This window comes from Pseudomonas sp. 203-8, assembly GCF_020708595.1.
Taxonomy (GTDB): Bacteria; Pseudomonadota; Gammaproteobacteria; order Pseudomonadales; family Pseudomonadaceae; genus Pseudomonas; species Pseudomonas aeruginosa.
The window spans coordinates 60654-85090 of sequence record NZ_JAJFDF010000003.1; the positions used below are offsets into that span (position 1 = coordinate 60654).

At 66.7% G+C, this 24437-nt stretch carries 23 protein-coding genes; 5 read left to right on the forward strand and 18 right to left on the reverse strand.

The genetic code is table 11. The features are described 5' to 3' along the window. Window positions 1-72 precede the first annotated feature (72 nt). From flhA to LJF27_RS07130, 12 genes are all read right to left on the reverse strand, one after another. Window positions 73-2196, reverse strand: coding sequence for a flagellar biosynthesis protein FlhA (gene flhA, locus LJF27_RS07075; RefSeq protein WP_003087100.1), 2124 nt, complete (start codon window positions 2194-2196; stop codon window positions 73-75). A 139-nt stretch (window positions 2197-2335) separates the two neighbouring features. Beyond that, the gene (locus LJF27_RS07080) at window positions 2336-3688 is read right to left on the reverse strand and encodes a TPM domain-containing protein (RefSeq protein WP_023116655.1); all 1353 of its coding nucleotides are present in this window, start codon (window positions 3686-3688) and stop codon (window positions 2336-2338) included. Window positions 3689-3720: 32 nt separating this feature from the next. Continuing rightward, entirely contained in the window at window positions 3721-4983 is a 1263-nt protein-coding gene (locus LJF27_RS07085; protein ID WP_023116656.1) for a TPM domain-containing protein, read from the reverse strand. A gap of 72 nt (window positions 4984-5055) precedes the next feature. Continuing rightward, on the reverse strand, window positions 5056-6192 hold the full coding sequence (gene flhB / locus LJF27_RS07090) for a flagellar biosynthesis protein FlhB (RefSeq protein ID WP_023106835.1): 1137 nt from the start codon (window positions 6190-6192) through the stop codon (window positions 5056-5058). 2 nt (window positions 6193-6194) lie between these two features. Further along, a complete protein-coding gene (fliR, locus tag LJF27_RS07095) occupies window positions 6195-6971 on the reverse strand; it encodes a flagellar biosynthetic protein FliR (protein ID WP_003133221.1) in 777 nt (258 codons plus the stop codon). After that, on the reverse strand, window positions 6971-7240 hold the full coding sequence (fliQ, locus tag LJF27_RS07100; RefSeq protein WP_003083053.1) for a flagellar biosynthesis protein FliQ: 270 nt from the start codon (window positions 7238-7240) through the stop codon (window positions 6971-6973). Before fliQ ends, fliR begins: the two co-directional genes overlap by 1 nt. 44 nt (window positions 7241-7284) lie before the next feature. Beyond that, entirely contained in the window at window positions 7285-8052 is a 768-nt protein-coding gene (gene fliP, locus LJF27_RS07105; RefSeq protein ID WP_003083052.1) for a flagellar type III secretion system pore protein FliP, read from the reverse strand. Further along, window positions 8049-8501, reverse strand: a complete 453-nt coding sequence (gene fliO, locus LJF27_RS07110) for a flagellar biosynthetic protein FliO (RefSeq protein ID WP_003083051.1) — start codon at window positions 8499-8501, stop codon at window positions 8049-8051. Before fliO ends, fliP begins: the two co-directional genes overlap by 4 nt. Window position 8502: 1 nt before the next feature. Then, window positions 8503-8976 (reverse strand): flagellar motor switch protein FliN, encoded by a 474-nt coding sequence (gene fliN, locus LJF27_RS07115; protein WP_003083049.1) that lies wholly within the window; start codon window positions 8974-8976, stop codon window positions 8503-8505. A 27-nt stretch (window positions 8977-9003) separates the two neighbouring features. Further along, a complete protein-coding gene (fliM, locus tag LJF27_RS07120) occupies window positions 9004-9975 on the reverse strand; it encodes a flagellar motor switch protein FliM (protein WP_003083045.1) in 972 nt (323 codons plus the stop codon). A gap of 7 nt (window positions 9976-9982) precedes the next feature. Continuing rightward, window positions 9983-10504, reverse strand: a complete 522-nt coding sequence (gene fliL / locus LJF27_RS07125) for a flagellar basal body-associated protein FliL (protein WP_003083042.1) — start codon at window positions 10502-10504, stop codon at window positions 9983-9985. A 243-nt stretch (window positions 10505-10747) separates the two neighbouring features. Then, complete coding sequence (locus tag LJF27_RS07130; protein ID WP_023116657.1) at window positions 10748-12031, reverse strand: flagellar hook-length control protein FliK; 1284 nt, start codon at window positions 12029-12031, stop codon at window positions 10748-10750. Between the two features lie 187 nt (window positions 12032-12218). On the opposite strand from LJF27_RS07130, the gene LJF27_RS07135 reads away from it, so the two are divergent. Beyond that, a complete protein-coding gene (locus tag LJF27_RS07135) occupies window positions 12219-12806 on the forward strand; it encodes a YecA family protein (RefSeq protein ID WP_003083037.1) in 588 nt (195 codons plus the stop codon). An 11-nt stretch (window positions 12807-12817) separates the two neighbouring features. Then, window positions 12818-13225 carry a YbaN family protein gene (locus LJF27_RS07140; protein WP_003087079.1) on the forward strand — a complete coding sequence of 136 codons (408 nt, stop codon included), beginning with the start codon at window positions 12818-12820 and terminating at the stop codon, window positions 13223-13225. An 8-nt stretch (window positions 13226-13233) separates the two neighbouring features. Here LJF27_RS07140 and LJF27_RS07145 read toward each other — a convergent pair whose 3' ends face one another. The 4 genes from LJF27_RS07145 to mexM form a co-directional block, all read right to left on the reverse strand. Continuing rightward, on the reverse strand, window positions 13234-14679 hold the full coding sequence (locus LJF27_RS07145; RefSeq protein ID WP_003083034.1) for a sensor histidine kinase: 1446 nt from the start codon (window positions 14677-14679) through the stop codon (window positions 13234-13236). Continuing rightward, window positions 14657-15346, reverse strand: coding sequence for a heavy metal response regulator transcription factor (locus tag LJF27_RS07150; protein WP_003083028.1), 690 nt, complete (start codon window positions 15344-15346; stop codon window positions 14657-14659). Before LJF27_RS07150 ends, LJF27_RS07145 begins: the two co-directional genes overlap by 23 nt. A 103-nt stretch (window positions 15347-15449) precedes the next feature. After that, a complete protein-coding gene (gene mexN, locus LJF27_RS07155; protein ID WP_003083027.1) occupies window positions 15450-18560 on the reverse strand; it encodes a multidrug efflux RND transporter permease subunit MexN in 3111 nt (1036 codons plus the stop codon). Then, the gene (gene mexM / locus LJF27_RS07160; protein WP_023116658.1) at window positions 18557-19714 is read right to left on the reverse strand and encodes a multidrug efflux RND transporter periplasmic adaptor subunit MexM; all 1158 of its coding nucleotides are present in this window, start codon (window positions 19712-19714) and stop codon (window positions 18557-18559) included. The genes mexN and mexM overlap by 4 nt, the downstream gene beginning before the upstream one ends. A gap of 180 nt (window positions 19715-19894) precedes the next feature. Here mexM and lapG point away from each other — a divergent pair, with 180 nt between their 5' ends. Together lapG and lapD are read left to right on the forward strand one after the other, a co-directional pair. Further along, window positions 19895-20608: a cysteine protease LapG gene (gene lapG / locus LJF27_RS07165; RefSeq protein ID WP_003083022.1), complete on the forward strand. Its 714-nt coding sequence runs from the start codon at window positions 19895-19897 to the stop codon at window positions 20606-20608. Continuing rightward, the gene (gene lapD / locus LJF27_RS07170; protein ID WP_003122949.1) at window positions 20609-22561 is read left to right on the forward strand and encodes a cyclic di-GMP receptor LapD; all 1953 of its coding nucleotides are present in this window, start codon (window positions 20609-20611) and stop codon (window positions 22559-22561) included. It abuts the gene before it with no gap. Window positions 22562-22667: 106 nt separating this feature from the next. On the opposite strand, the gene lasI is transcribed toward lapD, so the two are convergent. Then, the gene (lasI, locus tag LJF27_RS07175; RefSeq protein ID WP_003083017.1) at window positions 22668-23273 is read right to left on the reverse strand and encodes an acyl-homoserine-lactone synthase LasI; all 606 of its coding nucleotides are present in this window, start codon (window positions 23271-23273) and stop codon (window positions 22668-22670) included. Between the two features lie 131 nt (window positions 23274-23404). Between lasI and rsaL the strand changes: the two genes are divergently transcribed. After that, entirely contained in the window at window positions 23405-23647 is a 243-nt protein-coding gene (gene rsaL / locus LJF27_RS07180; RefSeq protein ID WP_003083010.1) for a quorum-sensing transcriptional regulator RsaL, read from the forward strand. Here the strand turns inward: rsaL and lasR are convergent. Beyond that, on the reverse strand, window positions 23637-24356 hold the full coding sequence (gene lasR / locus LJF27_RS07185; RefSeq protein ID WP_003082999.1) for a transcriptional regulator LasR: 720 nt from the start codon (window positions 24354-24356) through the stop codon (window positions 23637-23639). The two genes, rsaL and lasR, sit on opposite strands and share 11 nt — an antisense overlap. Between the last annotated feature and the right edge of the window lie 81 nt (window positions 24357-24437).

Sequence of the window (24437 nt, forward strand, 5' to 3'; positions counted from 1 at the left end):
CTCAGTTCAGTAGTCTTGCCGGCAACCTCAGGTTGCCCGGTGTGCCGGCCCTGGAGCCGGCGCAGCCCTCGTTCAGTTCTGTCCCACCGTCGCGACGATGGTGACTTGCTTGTTGTCCGGGATTTCCTGGTAGGCCAGCACATGCATGCTGGGCACCGCCATCCGCGCGAAGCGCGACATCATCGAGCGGATCGGTCCGGCAACCAGCAGGATCGCCGGCTTACCAAGCATCTCCTGGCGTTGCGCGCTCTCGATCAGCGAGCGTTGCAGCTTCTCGGCCATCCCCGGCTCCAGCAACATGCCGTCCTCGGAGCCTTGTCCGGCCTTCTGCATGCTGTTCAGCAAAATCTGTTCCAACCTCGGCTCGAGCGTGATCACAGGCAGCTCCGGCTCAAGCCCGACAATGCTTTGCACGATTGCGCGGGACAACGCGACGCGAACCGCGGCGACCATCGCGCCGGGATCTTGACTCCGTGGAGCGACGTTGGCGATGGCCTCGGCGATGGTACGGATGTCGCGCACCGGCACCTGCTCCTGGAGCAGCGCCTGCAGGACCTTGAGCAGGGTGGACAGGGAAATCAGCCCCGGCACCAGCTCTTCCGCCAGCTTCGGCGAGCTGCGCGCGAGCAATTGCAGGAGCTGTTGCACTTCTTCATGGCCCAGCAGCTCGTGGGCGTGCTTGTGCAGCACCTGATTCAGGTGAGTGGCGACCACGGTGCTCGCATCCACCACGGTGTAGCCCAGCGACTGCGCCTGGTCGCGCTGGCCGGGCTCGATCCATACCGCCTCCAGGCCGAAGGCCGGGTCCTTGCCGGCGATGCCGTTGAGGCTGCCGAATACCTGGCCGGGGTTGATCGCCAGCTCGCGATCGGGATAGATCTCCGCTTCGGCCACGCTGACCCCCATCAGGGTCAGACGGTAGGCGTTGGGCAGCAGGTCGAGGTTGTCGCGGATGTGCACCGAGGGCATCAGGAAGCCCAGCTCCTGGGACAGCTTCTTGCGTACGCCCTTGATCCGCGCCAGCAGTTGCCCGCCCTGGTTGCGGTCGACCAGCGGGATCAGCCGGTAGCCGACTTCCAGGCCGACCATGTCCACCGGGGTGACATCGTCCCAGCCCAGTTCCTTGACCTCCTGGGCACGCTGCGCCGGCAGCAGCTCCTGCTGGCGCTGTACCTCCTGCTCGGCGACCTGCTTGGCCTTGTTCTGCCGGTGCCAGATCCAGTAGGCAGCAGCGCCGGCCAGGGCGCCGAGGCCGATGAAGGAAACATGCGGCATGCCCGGCACGGCGCCCATGGCGATCAGGATCGCCGCGGAAATCGCCAGCGCCTTGGGCGAGGCGAACATCTGCCGGTTGACCTGCTGGCCCATGTCCTCGGAACTGGAGACCCGCGTCACCATGATCGCCGCCGCGGTCGACAGCAGCAGCGACGGCAGTTGTGCCACCAGGCCGTCACCGATGGTCAGCAGGGCGTAGACCTTGCCGGCGTCGCCGAAGGACATCGAATGCTGGATCATGCCGATGGCGACGCCGCCGATCAGGTTGATGAAGAGAATCAACAGGCCGGCGATGGCGTCACCGCGGACGAACTTGCTGGCACCGTCCATCGAACCGTAGAAGTCGGCCTCCTGGGCCACCTCGCTGCGGCGCTTCTTGGCTTCCTCCTGCTCGATCAGGCCGGCGTTGAGGTCGGCGTCGATGGCCATCTGCTTGCCGGGCATGGCATCCAGGGTGAAGCGCGCGCTGACTTCGGAAATCCGCCCGGCGCCCTTGGTCACCACCACGAAGTTGATGATCATGAGGATCGCGAACACCACCACCCCGACCACGTAGTTGCCGCCGATCACCACTTCGCCGAAGGCCTGGATCACCTTGCCTGCGGCGCCATGGCCGTCGTGGCCGTGGAGCAGCACCACGCGGGTCGAGGCAACGTTCAGCGCCAGGCGCAACAGGGTCGCCACCAGCAGGATGGTCGGGAACACGGCGAAGTCCAGCGGCCGCAGGGCGTACACGCAGACCAGCAGGACGACGATGGACAGGGCGATGTTGAAGGTGAACAGCACGTCCAGCAGGAATGGCGGGATCGGCAGGGTCATCATCGCCAGCATGGCCAGCAGCAGGATCGGCACGCCGAGGCTGCCGCGACCCAGCCCCGCCAGGTTGCTGCGCACATTGCTGATCAGTTGCGTGCGATCCACTCTCGACTCCCCTGCCCTGCGTATGGCGCCCGTAAGTGGGCGCCGAACAAACTTTTGACGCCGGAATGCGCGTCGGGCGGGTCATTGCAGGAACCGTTCCAACTTTTCAATTCATTGATTGAAAAAGGGTTTTCGCCAATCACCAACTGCCGGAGGCGCCACCGCCGCCACTCGAGCCTCCGCCGCCGGAGAACGAGTCCGAAGACGAACTGGACGAACTCGACGACGAGGAAGACGAGGAACCCGATGAGCTAGCGTAATCGCCGCCGCGCCGACGCCCTCCCCCCGAGCCGCCGGCGCTGAAATTGCAACCGATGAGCAGCGGCAGGCAAGCGGCGGGCAGGATGATCAGCGCCTCGATGCTGTTCAGCGGGTCGTCCACCAGCAACAGCAGACACTCCAGGGCCAGGGTCAGCAGCAGGCCGAGCAGGCCCGGCAGGTAGGCCCAGCGCCGTCCTCTGCGCAGCCCCTGCCAGGCACCGGCCAGCATCAGCAGGGTCAGCCCCAGCGAAAGCGGCACGGCCAATCCGTAATGGAGCACCGGCAGGCCATAACGGCCGTAGGCCCAGAACAGCCCCAGCGCATAGAGCACAAGAATGGCGAAGAACCAGCGGGCACCGCGCGAATACTTGAGCAAGGCGCCGAAGCCGACGCCCAGGACCGCCACCATCTCCGCCAGCGCCACCATCGCCCATGCCGGCCAGTGCCGCCCTAGCGCCAACGCCGCAGCGAGCGCCACTACCGCCCCCAGGGTCCAGTACCAGGCGCGCGGGCGTACCAGCAGCGCCACCCCGCCGAGAGCGCCGAGCAGGAATGCGATACCCAGGGTCTGCCGTACCGCGCCGGGCTCCAGCGGGTCGCGCGGCGGCGGCGGCAACGCTTCGCCGTCGATCAGTCGCACCAGGCGCTGCGCCGCCGCTTCCAGGCCGCCGGCATAGTCTTGCTGGCGGAACGCAGGGGTCATGTATTCGCGGATGATCCGCCCGGCATCGATGTCGGTGATCGTTCCTTCCAGGCCATAACCGACTTCGATGCGCATGCGCCGGTCGTCCTTCGCCACCAGCACCAGGACGCCGTCATCGATCCCCTTGCGCCCCAGCTTCCACGCCTCGAAGACCCGCGTCGCATAGGCCTCGATGCTGTCCGGATAGGTGCTGGGCACCATCAGGATCGCTACCTGAGCACCCTTCCGGGCCTCCAGCGCGGCCAGCGAAGCTTCCAGGCGGGCACGCTCGGCGGCGTCGAGGGTCGCGGTAAGGTCGGTCACCCGCCGCGCCAGCGCCGGAACCTCCGCGGACTCGTAGCCCGCATCGCGCGCTGCCTCGGCCTCGGCGCCGACCGCCGATGCCTCCACGGCCTCCTCCTCGACATCGGACGCTGCCACCGCGACGGTGACCGGCACCGTCGCGGTGGCAACGGAGGGAATCGCGGCGGCGCAGAGCAGCATGCCGAACAGGCGAAGCATGGCGAGATAACGCGTGATTGCAGACATCCTTGTCTCCGAATGAAATGAACGGGAACCCATTACCAACTGCCCGAGGCACCGCCTCCGCCGCTGGAACCACCGCCCCCGGAAAAGCCGCCGGACGACGAGGAGGAAGAGGAGGAGGAACCGCCGCCGGAGCTTCCCGACGAGCCTCCACCACCCCCACTCAGGCGTACCTGGCCGAACACCAGCAGCCCGAGCATGAGCTGGAACGGTAGCAGGGCCAGCCAGACCAGCGGTGCGTCCAGGCCACCGGACAGCAATCCGAGCAGCAGGTAGGCCGCCAGCAACGCCCATAGTCGGCGGTGGAAACTTTTCCGCCGCTCGCGCCACAGCGAGCGCATCAGGCGGTAGTTCGACCAGCAGAGAACCGCCAGCATCAGCACCCCGGCCGGCCACAGCAGGCCGTAGATGAAGGACACCGCGCTGAACCAATGCGCCGCCAGCCCGAGCAGGGCTACATAGACCAGTACGCCGATCACCAGGTAGAAAGCCGGGCGCACCGTCCACAGCGCGCCGAAGGTCGCGCCGCCGACCAGCATGCACAGCGGAGCCACCAACAGCACGCTCATCCACTCGCCGGAAGCGCCGGCCAGCGTGCCCAGCAGCCAGCAGAGCAGCGCTCCGCCGAGCAGCCAGGGCCAGCGCAGCGCCCGGGCACTCAACAGCACTCCGGCCAGCGCTCCGTAGATGAAAGCGACCAGCAGCGCCCAGGCTTCCGCCGGCAATGGCCCCAGCGAGACCTCCGGCGTACCCGACGACGACGCAGCCGCCGGCAGCGTTTCGCCGTCGACCAGGCGGATCAGCTCGTCCACCGCGGCTTCGATCCCGCCGGCATAGTCGCCCTCGCGGAACGCCGGAGCCATCCGCTCGCGAATGATCCGTCCGGCGACCACGTCGGGCACCGCACCCTCCAGGCCGTAGCCGATCTCGATGCGCATGCGCCGGTCATCCTTGGCCACCACCAGCAGCAGACCGTCGTCGACCGCCTTGCGGCCGAGCTTCCAGGCCTGGAACAACTTGTCGGAGAAGGCTTCGATATCGAGGGTACCGGTAGTCGGCAGCATCACCAGCGCGATCTGCGCACCGCGTCGCCGCTCCAGCGCCTCGAGCTTCTCCACCAGGCGTTGGCGCGTCGCCTCGTCCAGCGTGTGGGTGGCATCCACCACCCGCTCCGACAGGGGCAAGGCGACCCATTCCGCCGGCGCTTCGGCGTGCGCAGGCATCCAGGGCAGCAGCCAGGCCAGGGCGAGCAACAGGAGGACAGGCGGGAAAATACGATCAGACAGGGTTCGATCCATGAACGGCAAAGCTCTCATCCCGAGCGGGTATCGGCCAAGGCTGCCACAGCGCGGCACGCAGCTCCAGCCCGGTCACTCGTCGCGACGCAGGTCCGGCGGGATCGGCAGGTCCTTCAACGGGCTCGGCCGCTTGCCCTTGCCGGCCTGGTACTGCTTGAGCTGGTAGACATAGGCCAGCACCTGGGCCACGGCGAGATAGAGCCCGGCGGGAATCTCCTGGTCCAGCTCGGTGGAGTAGTACACCGCTCGCGCCAGCGCCGGCGACTCCATGACCATCACCTTGTGCTCCTGGGCCACCTCGCGGATCTTCAGGGCCAGGAAATCGTTGCCCTTGGCCAGCAGCAACGGCGCCCCGCCGCCCGCCGGGTCGTACTTCAGGGCCACGGCGAAGTGGGTCGGGTTGGTGATCACCACGTCGGCCTCCGGCACCGCCGCCATCATCCGTCTCTGCGCCATCTCGCGCTGCATCTGGCGGATCTTCGACTTGACCTCGGGCTTGCCCTCGGAGTCCTTGTATTCGTCGCGCACTTCCTGCTTGGTCATCAGCAGCTTCTGGCGGTTGTCCCAGATCTGGTAGGGCACGTCCACCGCGGCGATCAGCAGCAGGCTGCAGGCCATCCAGAAGGCGCTCCAGCCGACCACCCGCACGCTGTGCAGGATCGCCTGCTCAAGCGGCTGGTGCGCCAGCGCCAGGAGGGCGTCGCGGTCGGCGGAGAGCACCAGCAGGGCCACCGCCAGCACCACCAGGAACTTGATCAGCGCCTTGCTCAGTTCGAGCAGCGACTTGGCGGAAAACATCCGTTTCAGCCCCGACAGCGGATTGAGCCGGCTGAACTTGGGTTGCAGGGCGTCCATCGAGAACAGCCAGCCGCCGAGGGCGATCGGCCCGACAATCGCCGCCACCAGCAGCATCAGCAGGATCGGCCAGAGCCCCTGGGCCGCCAGGTAGGCCGAAGCGCCGAGCAATTGCAGCATGCTCTCGGTATTCATCGCGGTTTCCCGGGACAGCTCGAAATTGCTACGCATCAGGCGCAACAGGGCGCCCGCCAGGTCGGCGCCGTACATCAGCAGGCCGCCAGCGCCGGCCATGAGGATGGCCAGGGTGTTCAGCTCCCGCGAACGCGGCAACTGCCCTTTCTCGCGCGCCTCGCGGCGGCGTTTCTCCGTGGGTTCCTCTGTCTTGTCCTGCCCGCTCTCACTCTCGGCCATGGCTACCTCGCCCGCACCAGTTCACGGAGGAATTGCAGGGCCTCGCCGGCCAGCACCTGGTACTGGCTGAGCAGGTCGGCGGTGCCGATCCAGAGGATCACCAGGCCCAGCACCAGGGTCAACGGAAAGCCGATGGAGAAGATGTTCAGTTGCGGCGCCGCGCGGGTCATGGCGCCGAAGGCGAGGTTCACCACCAGCAGCGCGGTGATCGCCGGCAGCGCCAGCAGCAGCGCTGCGCCCATCACCCAGCCGAGCTTGCCGGCGATGATCCAGAAATGGTTGCCGCTCAGGCCCTCGCCCACCGGTAGGGTGACGAAGCTCTCGGCGATCACCTCGAACACTACCAGGTGGCCGTTCATCGCCAGGAACAGCAGCGTCACCAGCATGGTGAAGAACTGGCCGAGCACCGGCACCGAGACACCGTTGGCCGGGTCGACCATGGAAGCGAAGCCCAGGCCCATCTGCATCGAGATGATCTGCCCGGCGATCACGAAGGCGTGGAACAGCAACTGCAGGGAAAAGCCGAGCAAGGCGCCGACCAGGATCTGCTCGCCGATCAGCAGCATGGCCTTCATGCTCAGCGCGTCCACCTGCGGCATCGGCGGCAGGTTCGGCACCAGCACCACGCAGACGCCCAGCGCCAGGTACAGGCGCACCCGCACCGGCACCAGCTGGGTGCCGATCACCGGCATGGTCATCAGCAGCGCCGCGACCCGGAACAGCGGCAGCACGAAGCTGGCGATCCAGCCACCGATCTGCGCGTTGGTCAGCTCCAGCATCAGCCGATCAGCAGCGGGATGTTGCCGATCAGCGTCTGGGTGTACTCCATCAGCTGCCGCAGCAGCCAGGGACCCAGCACGATCAGGGTGAGCAGGATCACCATCAGGCGCGGCAGGAAGCTCAGGGTCTGTTCGTTGATCTGGGTGGCGGCCTGGAACATCGCCACCACGAGACCGACCAGCAGGCTCGGAACCACCAGCACGCCGACGATCATCGCCGTCAGCCACAACGCCTCGCGGAACAGGTCGAGTGCCACCTCAGGGGTCATGTCTCTCTCCAGCGCGCCAGCGGCGCGTCAAGCCGGCGGCACCGCTAGACGGTGCCGAAACTGCCCGCCAGCGTCCCGATGATCAGCGCCCAGCCATCCACCAGGACGAACAGCATGATCTTGAACGGCAGGGAAATGATCAGCGGCGACAGCATCATCATGCCCATCGCCATCAGCACGCTGGACACCACCAGGTCGATGATCAGGAACGGGATGAAGATCATGAAGCCGATCTGGAACGCGGTCTTCAGCTCGGACGTGACGAAGGCCGGGACCAGGATGGTCAGCGGCGTCGCCTCCGGGCTGCCGATGTCGGTGCGCTTGGACAGGCGCACGAACAGCTCCAGGTCGGAGGTGCGAGTCTGCGCCAGCATGAACGCCTTCAGCGGCACCTCGGCCTTTTGCAGGGCTTCCTGGGCGGGAATCTGCTCGTTCAGGTAGGGCTGCAGGGCCTGGCTGTTGATCTTGTCGAATACCGGGGCCATGACGAACATGGTCAGGAACAGCGCCAGCCCCACCAGCACCTGGTTCGACGGCGTCGATTGCAGGCCCAGCGCCTGGCGCAGGATGGAGAAGACGATGATGATCCGGGTGAAGCTGGTCATCAGCATGACGAACGCCGGGATGAAGCTCAGCGCGGTCATGATCAGCAGGATCTGCAGGCTGACCGAATACTCCTGCTGGCCCTGGCCGTTGGTGGTCACGGTGATCGCCGAGATCGATGTCGGGTCGGCGGCCAGCGCCGGCCACGGCGCCAGCAACAGGAGGCAGAGCGCGGCGAGCGCGCCGGCCAGGGAGATGCGCGGAGTCATGGCTTGCCCTTGGGGTCCTTGTTCAGCAGCTCCAGCAGGCGCTGGGCGAATTCCGGCGTGGCCGGCTCGCCGTCCGGCAGGTGTACCGGCTCCTTGAGCACGTGCAACGGCGTGATCCGGCCGGGCGTCAGGCCGAGCAGGATCTGCTCCTCGCCGACCTGCACCAGCACCAGCCGGTCGCGCGGACCCAGCGGCTGGCTGGCGAGGGTGCGGATCAAGCGGTTGCCGCGCGGACCGGCCTGTTGCACCCGGCGCACCAGCCAGGCGAGCAGGAAGATCAGGCCGATCACCAGGCCCAGGCCGAGCACCAGTTGGGCCAGTTGCGCGGCGGCGCCGGAAGCGGCGCCCACCGTCGGTGCGGCGGCACCCGTCGTCCCCTCGGCGGCGCACAGCGGCGCGCTCAGCGAGGCGAGTGCCGGCAGGAAGCCGGCGAACAGGTAGCGACGCATGTCAGCGCAGCTTCTTGATGCGTTCGCTGGGACTGATCACGTCGGTCAGGCGGATGCCGAACTTCTCGTTCACCACCACCACCTCGCCGTGGGCGATCAGGGTGCCGTTGACCAGTACGTCCAGCGGCTCGCCGGCCAGGCGATCGAGTTCGATCACCGACCCTTGGTTCAGCTGCAGCAGGTTGCGGATGCTGATGTCGGTATGCCCGACTTCCATGGAGATGGTCACCGGGATGTCCAGGATCACATCCAGGTTGGGCCCCTCCAGGCCGGAAATGGTCGGCGCCTTCGGCGAAGCGCCGAACTCTTCCATCGGCGCCCGCGGGGTGCTCGGCTCCGCCACGGGGGTCGCGCCGCCCTGGGCCATCAGCGCATCGATGTCGTCCTGGCTGGCGTCGCCCGCCTCGGCCAGCGCCGCCGCCCACTCGTCGGCCAGTGCCTGTTCCTCGGTGGTCACTTTTTCTTCGTCTGCCATGGTTCGTCTTTCCTCCGGGGGAAGCGGTCAGCGCGAGCGCTCGACCGCTTCGAGAATCTGTAGCGCCAGGTTGCCCTTGTGGGCGCCCAGCTTGACCTTGAAGGCGGGCACGCCGTTGGCGCGCATCACCATGTGTTCCGGCATCTCCACCGGGATCACGTCGCCCGGCTGCATGTGCAGGATGTCGCGCAGCTTGAGCTGGCGGCGGACCACGGTGGCGCCGAGCGGTACCTGGACGTCCAGCACGTCCTCGCGCAGGGCCTTGATCCAGCGCTCGTCCTGGTCGTCGTGGTCGGACTGGAAACCGGCGTCGAGCATCTCGCGGATCGGCTCGATCATCGAATAGGGCATGGTGATGTGCAGGTCGCCGCCACCGCCGTCCAGTTCGATGTGGAAGGTGGAGACCACCACCACCTCGCTGGGACTGACGATGTTGGCCATGGCCGGGTTGACCTCCGAGTTGACGTACTCGAAGTTCATCTCCAGCACCGCCTGCCAGGCTTCCTTCAGATCGACGAAGGCCTGCTCCAGCACCATCCGCACCACCCGCAGTTCGGTCGGGGTGAACTCGCGGCCCTCGATCTTGGCGTGGCGGCCGTCGCCGCCGAAGAAGTTGTCCACCAGCTTGAACACCAGCTTGGCGTCGAGGATGAACAGCGCGGTGCCGCGCAGCGGCTTCATCTTCACCAGGTTGAGGCTGGTGGGAACGTACAGCGAGTGCACGTACTCGCCGAACTTCATCACCTGCACGCCGCCGACCGCGACGTCGGCCGAACGGCGCAGCAGGTTGAACATGCTGATGCGGGTGTAGCGGGCGAAACGCTCGTTGATCATCTCCAGGGTCGGCATGCGGCCCCGGACGATGCGGTCCTGGCTGGTCAGGTCATAGGACTTGACCGATCCCGGCGTCGCCTCGACTTCGGTTTCCACCAGGCCATCGTCGACGCCGTGCAACAGCGCGTCGATTTCATCCTGGGAAAGCAGATCTTGCACGGCCATGGGATACCTACTGCAGCACGAAATTGGTGAACAACACTTGTTCGATAGCCAGCTGGCCGGTTTCCTTCTTGGCCAGTTCCTGCAATCCGGCGGTCGCCTGCTGGCGGAGCATTTCCTTGCCCACCGGCGTCACCAGCGAGTCGAAACTCTGACTCGAGAACAGCATCACCAGTTTATTGCGAACCAGCGGCATGTGCTCGCGCAATGCGTCCATCTGCGCCTTGTCGCGCCCCATCAACGCGACGCCGACCTGCATGTAGCGCTGCCGGCCGTTCTGGTTGAAGTTGACGACGAAGGCCGGCGCCAGGATCTCGTAGAGCGCCGGCTGCTTGCCCGGCTTCGCCGCCTCGCTGGCGACTTCCTCGGTCTTCTCGGCCTTCAGCGACTTGCTGAGGAAGAACCAGGTGCCGCCCACCGACAGGCCGATCGCCAGCAGCAGGCCGACCACGATCAGCAGGATCAGCTTCAGCTTGCTCTTGCCGCCGCTCGGAGCCCCCGCGTCGGCGGGTGTCGCCTCTTTCTTAGCCATGCCAAAAATCCGTCGCTATAGCGTCAAATGAAGGGTTTCACAGGGGCAGAGCAAGGGTTATGCCATTTCTGCAACGCCGCCCCGCCCCCTGGGGCCAGCCCCGGAGGGCTGTCCGAGATGATAGACGGCGCGGATATTACAGCCTGGCCACAGGAAATCATCCCCGTCTTTTGCGAAATCGCCCGCTCCGGAAAAAGAAAGGCCTCCCGCAGGAGGCCCAAAGGGGAAATGCAGTCGTTCGCCTCAGGCGTAGTAGTCGACCAGACCGCGCGCCGCCGAGGAACCCGGCCGGCTGCGGATCTCGCTGACTCCGGCAAGGGTTTCCTCATCGCCCGAGGCGTCGCCGGCAAAGCCGCGTCCGCGCGCCGATCCGCCCTCGCCCTGCTGCTGGCCCTGCCAGCCCCGCGCCAGCGACTGGTCGGAGACGTTCACGTCGAGCTGGTTCATGCCCTGCTGGCTGAACATGTCGCGCAGCCGGTGCATCTGGCTTTCCAGGGCGTCGCGAACGCCGGCGTTGGGACTGGCGAAGGTCACCTGGGTCTGGTCGGCGGTCATGTGGATGCGCACGTCCAGGCGTCCCAGTTCGGCGGGGTCGAGCTGGATCTCCGCCGACTTCAGGTTCTGGCTGGACATCCACATCACCCGGTCCACTACCGCCTCGCTCCAGCCGTTCTGCTGTATCGCCACCGGCTGGCCGGGCACCGTACCGTTCACCGGACGGTTGGTCAGGGCCTGCTGCGCCATGGCCTGGGTCAGCCCGTTGAGCTTGGCCGCGAAAGGCTCGCCGCGCGGCTCCGCCTTGCTCTCCAGCAGGCTCTCGGAGGCGGCGCTGGCGATGGCCGGCTCGGCGGTCTGCTGCAACTGGGCCTCGAGCGCCTTGCCGTCGACGGCCTTGGGCAAGGAATCGGAAGTCAGGCTGGCAAGGGCATCGCCGAGGTTCGCCTGGCGCGGATCGGCGCTCTTCGCCGGCCCGCCTTTCGCCGCCTGCGCGGCGTCCTGGGCACCCTGCTCCAGGGCCATGTTCACTGCCGGAACGCCGTTGAGCTTGACCAGGGTCGGGTCGCTGCTGGCTTCGGTCAGGCTGGCCGGAGCACTGCTGGCCGTCGGCACGGCCGGCGGCAGCAAAGTCGCCTGGGTATTCTCGTCGAGCATCGGCACGGCGCCGCCGAGGCCGAGCAGTTGCAGCGGATCGACCGGCGTTTCGACTTTATCTTCGCCGTCGGCCTTGGCCTGGCCGTCGGCCGGCAAAGGCTTGCCGTCTTCGGCAACGGCCGGTTGCCCGGCGGCATCCGTCGGCTGCGCCTCGGCAGCCTCCTTGCCGGCGTCCCGCGGCTTGTCCCGCGAACCCTTCGCGGGACCGTCGGCGCGCTCGGCGGGCTTCTTCGCGGTCTCCTTGGCATACATGTCGGAGAAGCTGGAAGTCTTGTCGTTACTGGGCTCAGGCGTTTTCTGCTGGCTCTTCGGCGCAGCGGCCTTGGGCTTTACATCAGGCGTCGGCGGCAACAACACACCAGGGGCGACGGCCATGGGAATTCTCCATTTGCGAAGGGATTGCATCGTGGCTTGCGCAAGGGATGGAGCAAGGTCCGGGCCAACTTCGCCGAGAGCGTCCGCGAAACGCTCGCCAGGGCGCCGCAGCAGGCACGCTCGCTTTGCCCGCAGGTCCCGTCTGGACTACAATCCAGAGCCGCATCCCTCCCGAGGTAGTACCCTGATGTCCTTCGCCGAAAAACTGTCCCGTCTGCAAGCCTTCCTCGATGCCGATGACCTGCACGAAGAAGCGCTGGACTACGTGGCGACCCACGGCTACCTGACCGCCCTCTCCATCTGCCCGGAGCAGGTGCCGGAGCGGGAGTGGATCGACGCCCTGTTCGCCGAACCGCCGCACTACCGCAGCGATGAGGAGCGCCAGGAGATCGAGACTTCCCTCGAGCAGCTCAAGGCGCACATCACCCGCGTGCTGGCCAGCGACGAAGACCTCGAGCTGCCCTGCGACCTCGACCTCGGCGACGAGCCGGACGACTCCGACCTGCGCGGCTGGTGCATCGGCTTCATGGAAGGCGTGTTCCTTCGCGAGGAAGTCTGGTTCGAGCAGGCCGAGGAGGAAGTCAGCGAACTGCTGCTGCCGATCATGGTCGGCTCCGGCCTGTTCGACGAGCAGCCCGAGTTCGACGAGATCGCCCGCGACCGCCACCTGGTGGACGACATGGTCGCGCAGATTCCCGACCTGCTGACCAACCTGTTCCTGCTCTGCCAGGCGCCGGAAGAAAAGCCCGCCCTGCTCAAGCCGCGCACGCACTAAGGAGCGCCGCGGTGGCGCAGCGGGAAATTCGCCCGAGCGCTCGCGCCTGGGTGCGCTATAGCCTCCAGGCCGTGGGTTTCCTAAGCGTAGCCCTGGGCGTGATCGGCATCTTCCTGCCGGTGCTGCCGACCACGCCTTTCCTGCTCCTCGCGGCGGCCTGTTTCATGCGCAGCTCGCCGCGCTTCTACCACTGGCTGGTCGGCCATCCACGGCTCGGCCCGTGGATCCGCGACTATCTCGACGGCGAAGGCATCCCGCTCAAGGGCAAGGTCTACGCCATCGGCCTGATGTGGGCCAGCATCGCCCTTTCCTGCTACCTGGTCCGACGCCCCTGGGCCCAGGGCTTCATGCTGACCAGCGCGGTACTGGTCAGCATCTATATCCTCCGCCAGAAGACCCGCCCGCCGCACGACGCCTGATGGCCCGCTCAGGACAGCGCCGGATCGCCCTCGCCCAGCGGCAAGCGGTCGCCGGGCCCGCGCCGCTCGGGGCTCAGCACGGTGAAGCCGAAGGTGTTCCAGCCGTCCGCGCTGTCGACGAACACCGAACCGCCGTGCATGCTCGCCACCGCCTTGACGATGGACAGGCCGAGGCCGTGGTTGGCCTCGCTGTTGCTGCGCGCCGCGTCGACCCGATAGAAGCGTTCGAACAGGTGCCTGCGGTGCTCGTCGGCGATCGGCACGCCGGGGTTGCTCACCGCCACCCGCACTTCGTCGCCGCGCCGCTCGACGCCGACCCGCAGCGTGCCGCCGGCGGCGGTGTGCTGGGCGGCGTTGTACAGCAGGTTGGTCACCGCCCGCTGGAACAGGGCGCGCTCGACCAGCGCGCGGGCCTCGCCGCGCACCTCGATACCGACCCCGGCCTCGTCGAAGATCACCTCGAGGAAATCCACCGTGGTGGCGATCTCGCCGGCCAGCGAGGTTTCCTCGCGCTCGCAGGCCAGGCGTCCCTGGTCGGCGCGGGCGAGGAACAGCATGTCGTTGACGATCGCCCGCAGCCGCTCCAGCTCCTCCAGGTTGGATTGCAGGACCTCTTCGTAATGTTCGCCGCTGCGTTCGCGGGACAACGCCACCTGGGTCTGGCCGATCAGGTTGGTCAATGGCGTGCGCAGCTCGTGGGCGACGTCGGCATTGAACGACTCCAGGCGCACGTAGGCCTGCTCCAGGCGGTCCAGGGCGCCGTTGAACGCTCCCACCAGCTCGCGCAGCTCGGCCGGCAGCGGCGAGAGCTGCAAGCGCTGCGACAACTGCCGCGGGCTGATCCGCCGGGCCTCCTCGGACAGCCGATGCACCGGCCACAGGCCCAGGCGGGCGATCCAGTGGCCAAGCAACGAGGCCAGCAGCACACCGAGGGCGGACAGGCCGAGCAGCCATTTCAGGGTGGAGGTCCGCGCCTCATGGAACGCCGCGCTGTCGATGGCGGTGACGTAGGTCAGCCGCGGCCGCCCCTCGCGCGCCGGCAACACGCCGACCCGCGCAGTCAGCGCGTACCGGTGCTCCGGCAACTCCAATTCGTAGCGGCCGGCGCCATCGGCGATCAGCCGCTGCACCGGTTCGCTGAAGCGCCCGTAGTGATAGCGCGGGTCGTCGCTGTCGATCCAGAAACGGATCAGCTCGTACTCCTGGCTCAGGTTGTCCAGCTTGCCCTGCAGGTGCGGCCAGCGCTCGGCCAGGTCGGGATGGTCGAGCATCCGCGAGACCATGTTGAAGCGCACGTCCACCTCGCCCTGCTGCAGGCGCTCGGTCTGGCGGTCGAGGATGCAATAGAGCATGGTGCCGATGAGGGCGAAGATCACCACCGCGGCGCCGGCGAACATTCCCGCCAGGCGGGTCGACAAGGACATGCCCACCTCAGCCCGACTCCGCCAGCGCACGGTTCTCCAGGACGTAGCCCATGCCCCGGATGGTATGCAGCAGCTTGTTCTCGAACGGACCGTCGAGCTTGGCGCGCAGGCGCTTGATCGCCACCTCCACGACATTGGTGTCGGTATCGAAGTTGATGTCCCAGACCAGTTCGGCGATCGCCGTCTTCGACAGGATCTCGCCGCTGCGCTGGGCCAGCACGCAGAGCAGCGCGTACTCCTTGGCAGTCAGCTCCAGACGGGTGTTGCCACGGAAGACCTTGCGGCTGAGCAGGTCGATGGACAGGTCGGCGATGCGCATCTGCGAATGGCTTTCGTGGTTGCCGCCGCGCCGGGTCAGGGCCTGCAGGCGGGCGACCAGTTCGAGGAAGGAGAACGGCTTGATCAGGTAGTCGTCGGCGCCCTCGCGCAGCCCGCGCACCCGGTCTTCCACGCGCTCGCGCGCGGTGAGCATGATCACCGGGGTCTGCCGCCGCTCGCGCAACGCCCGCAGAACGCCGTAGCCGTCGACGCCCGGCAGCATCACGTCGAGCACGATCACGTCGTACTCGCCATGGAGCGCCAGGTGGCGACCGTCGATGCCGTTGTCCGCCAGGTCCACGGTGAACCCCTGTTCGCTGAGGCCACGGTTCAGGTAGTCCGCCGTCTTCGCCTCGTCCTCGACAATCAGTACCCGCATCTATCGCCCGATCCTCTGTTCGCCTTCGCATCCCGGGCGGGACGCATGCCTGCCTGCATCCTAGCCACGCGCCGCCGTCCAGGAAAGCCGCGTCCGTTACGCCTCATGTCGCCGTCGCCCCAGCGGTTCCGCCGTCCGAGGTCGTCGTCCCGCGCCGGTGGAACAGCCGCTCCAGGGCCAGGTATACCACCGGCGTGCTGAACAGGGTCAGCACCTGGCTCACCAGCAGCCCGCCAACCACCGCGATGCCCAGAGGCTGGCGCAGCTCGGAACCGGTGCCGAAGCCGATCATCAGGGGTATCGCGCCCAGCAGCGCGGCCAGGGTGGTCATCATGATCGGCCGGAAACGGGTCAGGCAGGCCTGGTAGATCGCCTGCTCCGCGCTCATGCCCTGCTCGCGCTGGGCGACGATGGCGAAGTCGACCATGAGGATGCCGTTCTTCTTGACGATGCCGATCAGCAGCACGATGCCGATCAGCGCCATGATCGAGAAGTCCTGGCCCCAGGCCCAGAGCAGGAACACCGCGCCGATCCCCGCCGAGGGCAGGGTCGAGAGGATCGTCAGCGGATGTACGAAACTCTCGTAGAGCACGCCGAGGATGATGTACACCGCGATCAGCGCGGCGAGGATCAGCAGCGGTTGCGAGGCCAGCGAGCTCTGGAAGGCCTGCGCCGCGCCCTGGAACACGCCGATAATGGTCGAGGGCATGCCGATCTCCTCCTGGGCGCGCTGCACCGCCTGCACCGCCTCGCCGAGGGACACCCCGGCAGCCAGGTTGAAGGACAGGTTGACCGCCGGGAACATGCCGTTGTGGTTGATCTGCAGCGGCCCGGAGCGCGGCGCCGCGACCTTGGCGATGGCCGACAGCGGGACCATCTCGCCGCTCAGCGGCGAGCGCAGGTAGAACCAGTCCAGGCTTTCCGCGCGGCCGCGCTGGCGCGCATCGAGTTCGAGGACCACCTTGTACTGGTTGACCTCGGTCTGGTACTCGCCGACCTGGCGCTGGCCGAAGGCGTCGTAGAGGGTCTGGCTGACATCCTCGGCGCTGAGGCCGAAACGCGCCGCGGCCACCCGGTCGATGTCCAGCGCGGTGACGCTGGCGCCGACCTGCAGGTCGTTGGACACATCCATCAGCCCCGGCACCTGCTTCAGGCGCTCGGTGAGGCGTTGCGCCCAGAGCGCCAGCTGGGTGCTGTCGCTGCTGCGCAGGGCGTACTGGTACTGGGTCCGCGAGGGTCCGGAACTGAGGTTGATGTCCTGCGCCGCGCGCAGGTAGAGCATGATTCCCGGCACCTTCGCCAGTTGCGGGCGCAGCCGGTCGATGAACTCGCCGACCGAGACATCGCGCTCGCCACGGTCCTTGAGGACGATCCAGAAACGTCCGTTGGCCAGGCTCTGGCTACCGCCGGTGACGCCCACCGCATGGTTGTAGCTCTGCACCGCCGGGTCGCTGGCGATGATCTCGGCCAGTTGCCGGTGCTTGGCGACCATGTCGTCGTAGGAGATATCCTCGGCAGCCTGGCTCGTGCCGAAGACGAAGGCGGTGTCCTGCAAGGGGAAGAAACCCTTGGGAATCCCGACGTAGCCGGCCACCGCCACCAGCACGGTAAAGGCGAAGCCGACCAGCATCAGCCGCTGGTGCCCGAGCGCCCAGCGCAGGCCGCGCTCGTATCCGCCGGTCAGCCATTCGGCGAAGCCCTTTCTCGGCGCGTCGGCATGCCGCAATGCCGGCATGAAGCGCGAAGCCAGCATCGGCGCCAGGGTCAGCGAAGCGAGCACCGAGATCAGGATCGCCACCGTCACGCTGACCGCGAATTCGCGGAACAGCCGGCCGACGATCCCGCCCATGAACAGCAGGGGAATGAACGCGGCGATCAGCGAGAAGCTGATGGAAATCACGGTAAAGCCGATCTCCGCCGCGCCCTTGAGCGCCGCCTCGACCTTCGAGGCGCCCGCTTCCAGGTGTCGGTGGATGTTCTCCACGACCACGATGGCGTCGTCGACGATGAAGCCGACGGCGATGATCAGCGCCACCAGGGTCAGGTTGTTGAGGGTGAAGCCGAGCACGTACATCGCCGCGAAGCTGGCGCTCAGGGACACCGCCAGCACCGTGGCGACGATCAGGGTCGCCGACAGCTGGCGGAGGAACAGGCCCATCACCAGCACCACCAGGCCAATGGTCAGCAGCAGGGTCAGTTCGACCTCGTGCAGCGACGAGCGGATGGTCCGGGTGCGATCGTTGAGCACGTCTACCTCGATGGTCGCCGGGAGCATCTCGCGCAGGCGCGGCAATGCGGCCTGGATCGCGTCGGCGGTATCGACGATGTTCGCCCCAGGCTGGCGGAGGATCACCAGTGCCACCCCGGGCACACCGTTCGGCCAGGCCTGCACGTAGTCGTCCTCGGGCGCCGAGACGATCCGCGCCACGTCCTTGAGGAACACCGGCGCGCCCTGGCGGTAGGCGACCACCAGGTCGTCATAGTCGCTGGCGTTGAACAACTGGTCGTTGGCCGCGAGGGTCGACACCCGCCCCTCGCCGTAGAGCGCGCCCTTGGCCAGGTTGACGCTGGCCGACTGCAACGACTGGCGCAGGTCGGCCAGGGTCAGCTGGTAGGCGGCGAGCTTTTCCGGCTGGGCCTGGATGCGGATCGCCGGGCGCTGCTGGCCGACCACGAAGATCTGCCCCACGCCGTTCACCTGGCTGAGCTGGCGGGCGAGGATGGTCTCGGCGTAATCGCTGAGTTCGATCAGCGGCATCATCTCCGAGTTGACCCGCAGGATCATGATCGGGCTGTCCGCCGGGTTGACCTTGCGCCAGGTCGGCAGGTTCGGCATGTCCACCGGCAGCCGCCCGGCCGCGGCGTTGATCGCCGCCTGGACCTCCTGGGCGGCGACGTCGATGCTCTTGTCGAGGCTGAACTGCAGGGTCAGGGTGGTGGTGCCCAGGGCGCTGCTGGAAGTCATCTCGGTGATCCCGGGAATCGCGCTGAACTGCACTTCCAAGGGGGTGGCCACCGACGAGGCCATGGTTTCCGGGCTACCGCCGGGCAGCAAGGCGTTGATCTGGATGGTCGGGAAGTCCGCCTCCGGCAACGGCGCCACACCGAGCCGGAGGAACGCCAGCAGCCCCAGCAGCAGCGAGGCCAGGGTCAGCAGCGCGGTGGCGATCGGGTGCCGTACGCACCAGCCGGAAATCCCGGCGCGCGGCGTCACGGCTGCCGCTCCGCCGCCTGAGCCAGGCTCGGGCGCGGCTCCTGGATATCGACCAGGGCGCCGGGCATCAGCCGCGAGTGGCCGTCCACCACCACCTGGTCACCGCTGGCCAGGCCTTCCACCACACTGAGGCCGTCGATGTCCTGGAGCACCCGCACTGGCACCGCCTCGACCCGGTCGGCGGCGACCCGGTAGACGAAATTACCCTCCAGGCCGCGGCGCACCGCCTTGCTCGACAGCACCAACTGGTCGCGCCGGACCCCGGTGTGCAGGCTCACCGCGACGAACTGCCCGGGCCAGAGCCGGGCCTGGCGGTTATCGAAGGAGGCGCGCACGCGGATGGTACCGGTGGAACTGTCGATCTGGTTGTCGATGGTCAGCAACCGGCCCTCGCCCAGCGCGCTCCCGCCGTCGCGGCTGTAGGCGCGCACCGCCGCCTCGCCGCCGAGCAGCGCCTGCAACTGGGGCAACTGTTCCTGTTGCAGGGAGAAGACTACGGAGATCGGTGCGATCTGGGTCACGCTGAACAGGCCGAGACTGTCGCCGACCCGCACCAGGTTGCCGACATCGACGTTGCGGATACCGACCTTGCCGGATACCGGAGAGGTGATCCGGGTGTAGGACAGGCGCACCCGCTCGGCGTTGATGGTGGCATCGTTGGCCTTCAGGGTCGCGAGCAACTGGTCGACCGTCGCCTGCTGCTGGTCCAGCAGTTGGCGTGACACCGCACGCTCGGCATACAGGCTGCGGTAGCGTTGCAGGTCCTGCTCGGCGGATTTCAGCTGGGCCTGGTTGCTCGCCCTGGAGGCCTGCGCCTGCTCCAGCGCGGCGACGACGGCGCGGTCATCGATGGTCGCCAGCAACTCGCCCGCCTCGACCATCTGCCCTTCGCTCACCAGCAGGCGGGTCAACTGGCCGTCGATCTGGGTGCGGATCACCACGTTGTGCAACGAAGTCACCGTGCCGATGCCGCTGACCTGTTGCTCGACGTCGCGCCGCTCCACCCGCGCCACGTTCACCGGGACCCTGGCCGGCGCGGGCGCCGCCTTCGCCCCGGCGTCGCCGCCGAGCCATGCCCAACCGCCGAAGGCGACCAGGCCCGCCGCCAGCACGCCCACCAGGACCCGTCCCCCACTACTGCGCAACGCCTGCATCTGTCCACCTTTCCCAGTAGCCGGCCTCGCGCGGCCGACTTCGTTCTTCTTTATAAGCAGCGCAGCGGGACCCCACCCTGACCCCTGAATGACAATCCTGTCAGTTTCGCCGGACACCCCGCGCTGGCAGGCCGCCCGGCGCTCTCGTAGACTTCGCTGAGTCCTTCCGGAGCCCGCTCGATGTCCCCAACCCCCGGCGCCCGCCGGCCCTGCCCCAGGGCCTACGCCCCCTGGCTGCTGTCGCTGGCGGCGACATTGCTGCTGGCAGTCGGCGCGGCGCTGGCGCAGTGGGACCTGGAGTCGATACTGAGCCGTGCCGAGCAGCGCTACGGCGAGCTGGGCGCGGCGAAATCACGCCTGGGCGACTGGGGCCGCCTGCTCGAACAGGGCGGCACGCTCGACGAAGCGGCCAAGCTGCGCGCGGTCAACGACTTCTTCAACCGGTCGCTGCGTTTCACCGACGACATCGAGATCTGGCAACAGGAAGACTATTGGGCGACTCCGGTCGAGGCGCTGGTCAAGGGCGCCGCCGACTGCGAGGACTACGCCATCGCCAAGTACGTGACCCTGCGTCGCCTCGGCGTCGCCAGCGACAAGCTGCGCATCACCTACGTCAAGGCCCTGCGCCTGAACCAGGCGCACATGGTGCTGACCTGGTACGCCAGCCCGGGCGCCGACCCACTGGTGCTGGACAACCTGATCGGCGAGATCCGCCCCGCTTCGCAACGTGACGACCTGTTGCCGGTGTACGCCTTCAATGCCGAGGGCCTCTGGCTGCCCGGCGCCGACGGCGGACGCCGGACCGGCGACAGCAAGAAGCTGTCGCGCTGGCAGGACCTGCTGACCAAGATGCGCGCCGAAGGCCTCGACCTCGACGCACCCAAGGAGGATTGAATGTCACTGCTCAAGCAATTGTTCCTCGCCATCTGCCTGTTCCTCGTCGTCGCCTTCAGCGGCAGCTTCGTCAGCAGCGTGGAGAACTCCCGCGAGCAGTTGCGCGGCCAGTTGCGCTCCCACGCCCAGGACGCCGCCACCGCCCTCGGCCTGTCCCTGACGCCACACGTGGACGACCCGGCGATGGTGCAACTGATGGTCAGCTCGATCTTCGACAGCGGCTACTTCGCCAGCATCCGGGTGATCGACATCAAGAGCGGCAAGCCGCTGGTCGAGCGCGTGCAAGCGCATGCCGAGCGTACGGTGCCCGGCTGGTTCGAACGCCTGGTGGATCTCCAGCCCCAGGGTGGCGACGCGCTGATCATGCGCGGCTGGGAACAGGCGGCGCGGGTCGAGGTGGTCAGCCATCCGCAATTCGCCCTGGCGCGCCTGTGGGACAGCGCCCTGGGCAGCCTCTACTGGTTGCTGGCATGCGGCGCGGCGAGCCTGCTGCTTGGCGGCTGGCTGCTGCGCCGCCAACTGCGCCCGCTCGACCAGATGGTGCGCCAGGCCCATGCCATCAGCCGGCGGGAATTCCTCAGCCTGCCCAGGCTGCCGCGCACGCCGGAGCTGCGCCGCGTGGTGCAGGCGATGAACCAGATGGTGGAGAAACTTCGCACGCTGTTCGCCGAGGAGGCCGCGCGTAGCGACAAGCTACGCGCCCAGGCCTACCAGGACAGTCTCACCGGCCTGCCCAACCGGCGCCTGTTCGACGCCCGCCTCAACGAACAGCTGGGTGCCGGCGAGCACGAGCATGCCGGGCAGCTCCTGCTGCTGCGCCTGAACGACCTGAACGGGCTCAACCAGCGTCTCGGCGGGCAACGCACGGATGAATTGATCCAGGCGGTCGCCCGCTTGCTGGTCGACTCCTGCGGCCAGCAAGGGCGCACCGACTGGCTGCTGGCCCGCAGCCGCGGCGGCGAGTTCGCCGTGCTGGCTCCCGGTTGCTCCCGCGAGCAGGCCGAACGCCTGGCCGAGGAACTCTGCGAAGGCCTGGAGAACCTTGCTCGCACCGGTGCCAGCGATCTCACGCCGGTCGCCTATCTCGGTATCAGCGCGTTCGCCGAAGGCGACTCGCCCGCGGATCTCCTGGCCCGTGCCGACCAGGCCCTGGCCCAGGCCGAAAGCCAGCCCGCCCAGCCCTGGGCGAGCCAGGACGGCACCGCGCTCGCGGCGCTCAACGATAGCCAGGACTGGCACGACTGGATCGACCAGGCCCTGACGGAGCGCCGCCTGCTGCTCTATTTCCAGCCGGTGGTGGACTGCCTGGACACCCAGCGCGTCCTCCACCACAAGGTCCTCGCGCGTCTGCTCGACCCGCAGGCCACGGCCATCGCCGCCGGGCGCTTCCTGCCCTGGATAGAACGTTTCGGCTGGGCCGCGCGCCTGGACCTGGCGATGCTCGAACAGAGCCTGGAGCACCTGCGGCGCCATCCACGGCCGCTGGCGCTGAGCCTGTCGGCCGCCAGTGTCCGCAATGCGCAGACGTTTGCCCCGCTACTGGCCCTGCTCAAGGCGCATCCGCAGGAGGCGCGCCAGCTGACCCTGGAACTGGACGAGCGGCACCTGCCAGCCGCGGCCGAACTGGAACGCCTCAGCCAGGTCCTGCGCGAACTGGGCTGCGGTCTCGGCCTGCAGCATTTCGGCGGCCGCTTCAGCCTGATCGGCAACCTTACCCATCTGGGGTTGGCCTACCTCAAGCTGGACGGCTGCTACCTGCACGCCGTCGACCGGGAAGGCGACAAGCGGTTGTTCATCGAAGCGGTCTATCGCACCACCCACAGCATCGATCTACCGTTGATCGCGGAACAGGTGGAAACCCTCGGTGAACTCGAAGTACTGCGGGAAATGGGTTTGCGTGGCGCCATGGGACGCCTGTTCGGCAGCCCGGCGCCCTGGTCCGGGGATGCCTGATAGCGAGTCCGGAGCGGGTCGGACTCGCTTTACAGCGGATTCGGCATCGACGCCAGGCGCTCCCTCTCCGACAGAGAACGCGCCGGCGCGAGCCGACAGGTCCCCGTCATGAAACCGCCAGTCGCTGTTCCACCAGCACTCCCCCGTAAAGCGCGATCTGGGTCTTGGCATTGAGTTCGATGCGCAAGGCCACCGCGCGCTCGATGCCGATCTTCAGGTGCGGACCGAAGCGCGATACGTCCAGGCCGGCACGGATCATCATCTTCTCCACGCCTACGGTGGTTACCGTCACCAGCGTCTGGATGTCGTTCTGCAGGCTGTAGCGGGCCAGCGCGCGCATCGCCTCCAGCGTACAGTCGGAAAAGCCCAGCGAGCCTTTCTGTCCAGAGTTGATGGCGAAACGGCTGAGTTCCCAGATGTGCGGCGAGCAAGGCGCTTCCTTGCCGTGCAGAAGCTCCGGGAAGGTGTTCTTCAGCATGTAGGGGCCAGTGGTATCGAGAATTCGCCAGCAACCGAAAACCTGGGCTTCAGGAGTATCTTCCTGGATCAACATGTAATAAGGACTGAGTGCGTCATAACCATCGATTTCCATCTCGTCGATGACACTAACGTCCCAGCCTTTGCGCTCCTTGAACACTTGAGCACGCAACTTGTGCATCTCGCCCAGCAGTTTTTTATCGAACTCTTCGCGCCGACCAATTTGTACGATCATCTTCACTTCCTCCAAATAGGAAGCTGAAGAATTTATGCAAATTTCATAATTTTATAACTAGCAAATGAGATAGATTTCGGTGAACCCGGACCCTTGCTAGGCTCGAAGAAACGTCCGAAAAGATCAGAGCAATGGCTTCACACGAGAGAACACAGCCCCAAAACATGGCCTTCCGGGCAAAGGCCACCCGCACCGCCCGACGGGAAAGCCAGGAAACTTTCTGGAGTCGCTTCGGGATAAGCCAATCCTGCGGCAGTCGTTTCGAGAATGGCGAGAACCTGCCCTTCCCTATATATCTGCTTTTGCATTTCTATATAGAAGGGCAAATTACCGATCGCCAGCTCGCCGACCTGAGAGGCAAGATCAGAGAGTAATAAGACCCAAATTAACGGCCATAATGGCCGCTACGCGGCGGGAGGTCACACCGAACTTCCGCCGAATATTTCCCATATGGAAGTTCACATTGGCTTCCGAGCAGTTGCAGATAACCGATATCTCCCAACTGGTCTTGCCGATGGCGCACCACTGCAACACTTCCTTCTCCCGGCTGGTCAGAACCACCGGTTTGCTGACCGGATGTTCGAAGGCCAGTCCGGCACCGCTCTGCAGTGCGTAGTCCTTGAGCATCCACAGGGTCGGCAGGACCGACTCCATGAAACGGTTGGCCTCGGCCCGGTTTTCCGCTTCCACGCTGAGGCTCAGCGCGCCGAGTTCGCCGCGAGCACCATGCAGCGGCATGGTCAGCCCATACACCAGGCCGGCGGCCGAGGCTTCCTCGAAGAACTCGTGCTGCTTTCGCGTCTGGTAGATGGACGGTTCCCAGAAAATCGGCAGTACGCTCTGGGTACAGTGACTGACCGTCGGGTCGACCCGCGCGTAGCCAGCCCGGTCGTAATGCTCGCGCCAGGCGGCCGGGTAGTTGCCGACGATGAAGGCGTTCTCGTAGTCCTGGCTGTCCTTAGGCAACAGGCCGAACAGGATCTTCGAGAATCCAAGGTCGCTCGCCATCTTCTGCAGGATGGCGCTCCACTCCAATTTTCCACTTGAGCGTTCCAGCTCAAGAAAACCGTCAACCAAGGCCATAGCGCTACGTTCTTCTTAAACTATTAACCAATCAGCCAAATATGGATTCGGCACCCGATATCCGGCACGTTGTACGGCAGT

Excerpts from the sequence above, each read along its gene's own strand:
- fliP (WP_003083052.1), bottom strand. The coding sequence starts at position 8,052 with ATGACTCCGCGCATCTCCCTGGCCGGCGCGCTCGCCGCGCTCTGCCTC.
- flhB (WP_023106835.1), bottom strand. The coding sequence starts at position 6,192 with ATGGCCGAGAGTGAGAGCGGGCAGGACAAGACAGAGGAACCCACGGAG.
- fliL (WP_003083042.1), bottom strand. The coding sequence starts at position 10,504 with ATGGCTAAGAAAGAGGCGACACCCGCCGACGCGGGGGCTCCGAGCGGC.
- rsaL (WP_003083010.1), top strand. The coding sequence starts at position 23,405 with ATGGCTTCACACGAGAGAACACAGCCCCAAAACATGGCCTTCCGGGCA.
- LJF27_RS07135 (WP_003083037.1), top strand. The coding sequence starts at position 12,219 with ATGTCCTTCGCCGAAAAACTGTCCCGTCTGCAAGCCTTCCTCGATGCC.
- fliQ (WP_003083053.1), bottom strand. The coding sequence starts at position 7,240 with ATGACCCCTGAGGTGGCACTCGACCTGTTCCGCGAGGCGTTGTGGCTG.
- LJF27_RS07085 (WP_023116656.1), bottom strand. The coding sequence starts at position 4,983 with ATGGATCGAACCCTGTCTGATCGTATTTTCCCGCCTGTCCTCCTGTTG.
- lasR (WP_003082999.1), bottom strand. The coding sequence starts at position 24,356 with ATGGCCTTGGTTGACGGTTTTCTTGAGCTGGAACGCTCAAGTGGAAAA.
- lapD (WP_003122949.1), top strand. The coding sequence starts at position 20,609 with ATGTCACTGCTCAAGCAATTGTTCCTCGCCATCTGCCTGTTCCTCGTC.
- fliO (WP_003083051.1), bottom strand. The coding sequence starts at position 8,501 with ATGCGTCGCTACCTGTTCGCCGGCTTCCTGCCGGCACTCGCCTCGCTG.
- LJF27_RS07150 (WP_003083028.1), bottom strand. The coding sequence starts at position 15,346 with ATGCGGGTACTGATTGTCGAGGACGAGGCGAAGACGGCGGACTACCTG.
- mexM (WP_023116658.1), bottom strand. The coding sequence starts at position 19,714 with ATGCAGGCGTTGCGCAGTAGTGGGGGACGGGTCCTGGTGGGCGTGCTG.
- LJF27_RS07080 (WP_023116655.1), bottom strand. The coding sequence starts at position 3,688 with ATGTCTGCAATCACGCGTTATCTCGCCATGCTTCGCCTGTTCGGCATG.
- fliR (WP_003133221.1), bottom strand. The coding sequence starts at position 6,971 with ATGCTGGAGCTGACCAACGCGCAGATCGGTGGCTGGATCGCCAGCTTC.
- lapG (WP_003083022.1), top strand. The coding sequence starts at position 19,895 with ATGTCCCCAACCCCCGGCGCCCGCCGGCCCTGCCCCAGGGCCTACGCC.
- fliM (WP_003083045.1), bottom strand. The coding sequence starts at position 9,975 with ATGGCCGTGCAAGATCTGCTTTCCCAGGATGAAATCGACGCGCTGTTG.
- LJF27_RS07130 (WP_023116657.1), bottom strand. The coding sequence starts at position 12,031 with ATGGCCGTCGCCCCTGGTGTGTTGTTGCCGCCGACGCCTGATGTAAAG.
- lasI (WP_003083017.1), bottom strand. The coding sequence starts at position 23,273 with ATGATCGTACAAATTGGTCGGCGCGAAGAGTTCGATAAAAAACTGCTG.
- fliN (WP_003083049.1), bottom strand. The coding sequence starts at position 8,976 with ATGGCAGACGAAGAAAAAGTGACCACCGAGGAACAGGCACTGGCCGAC.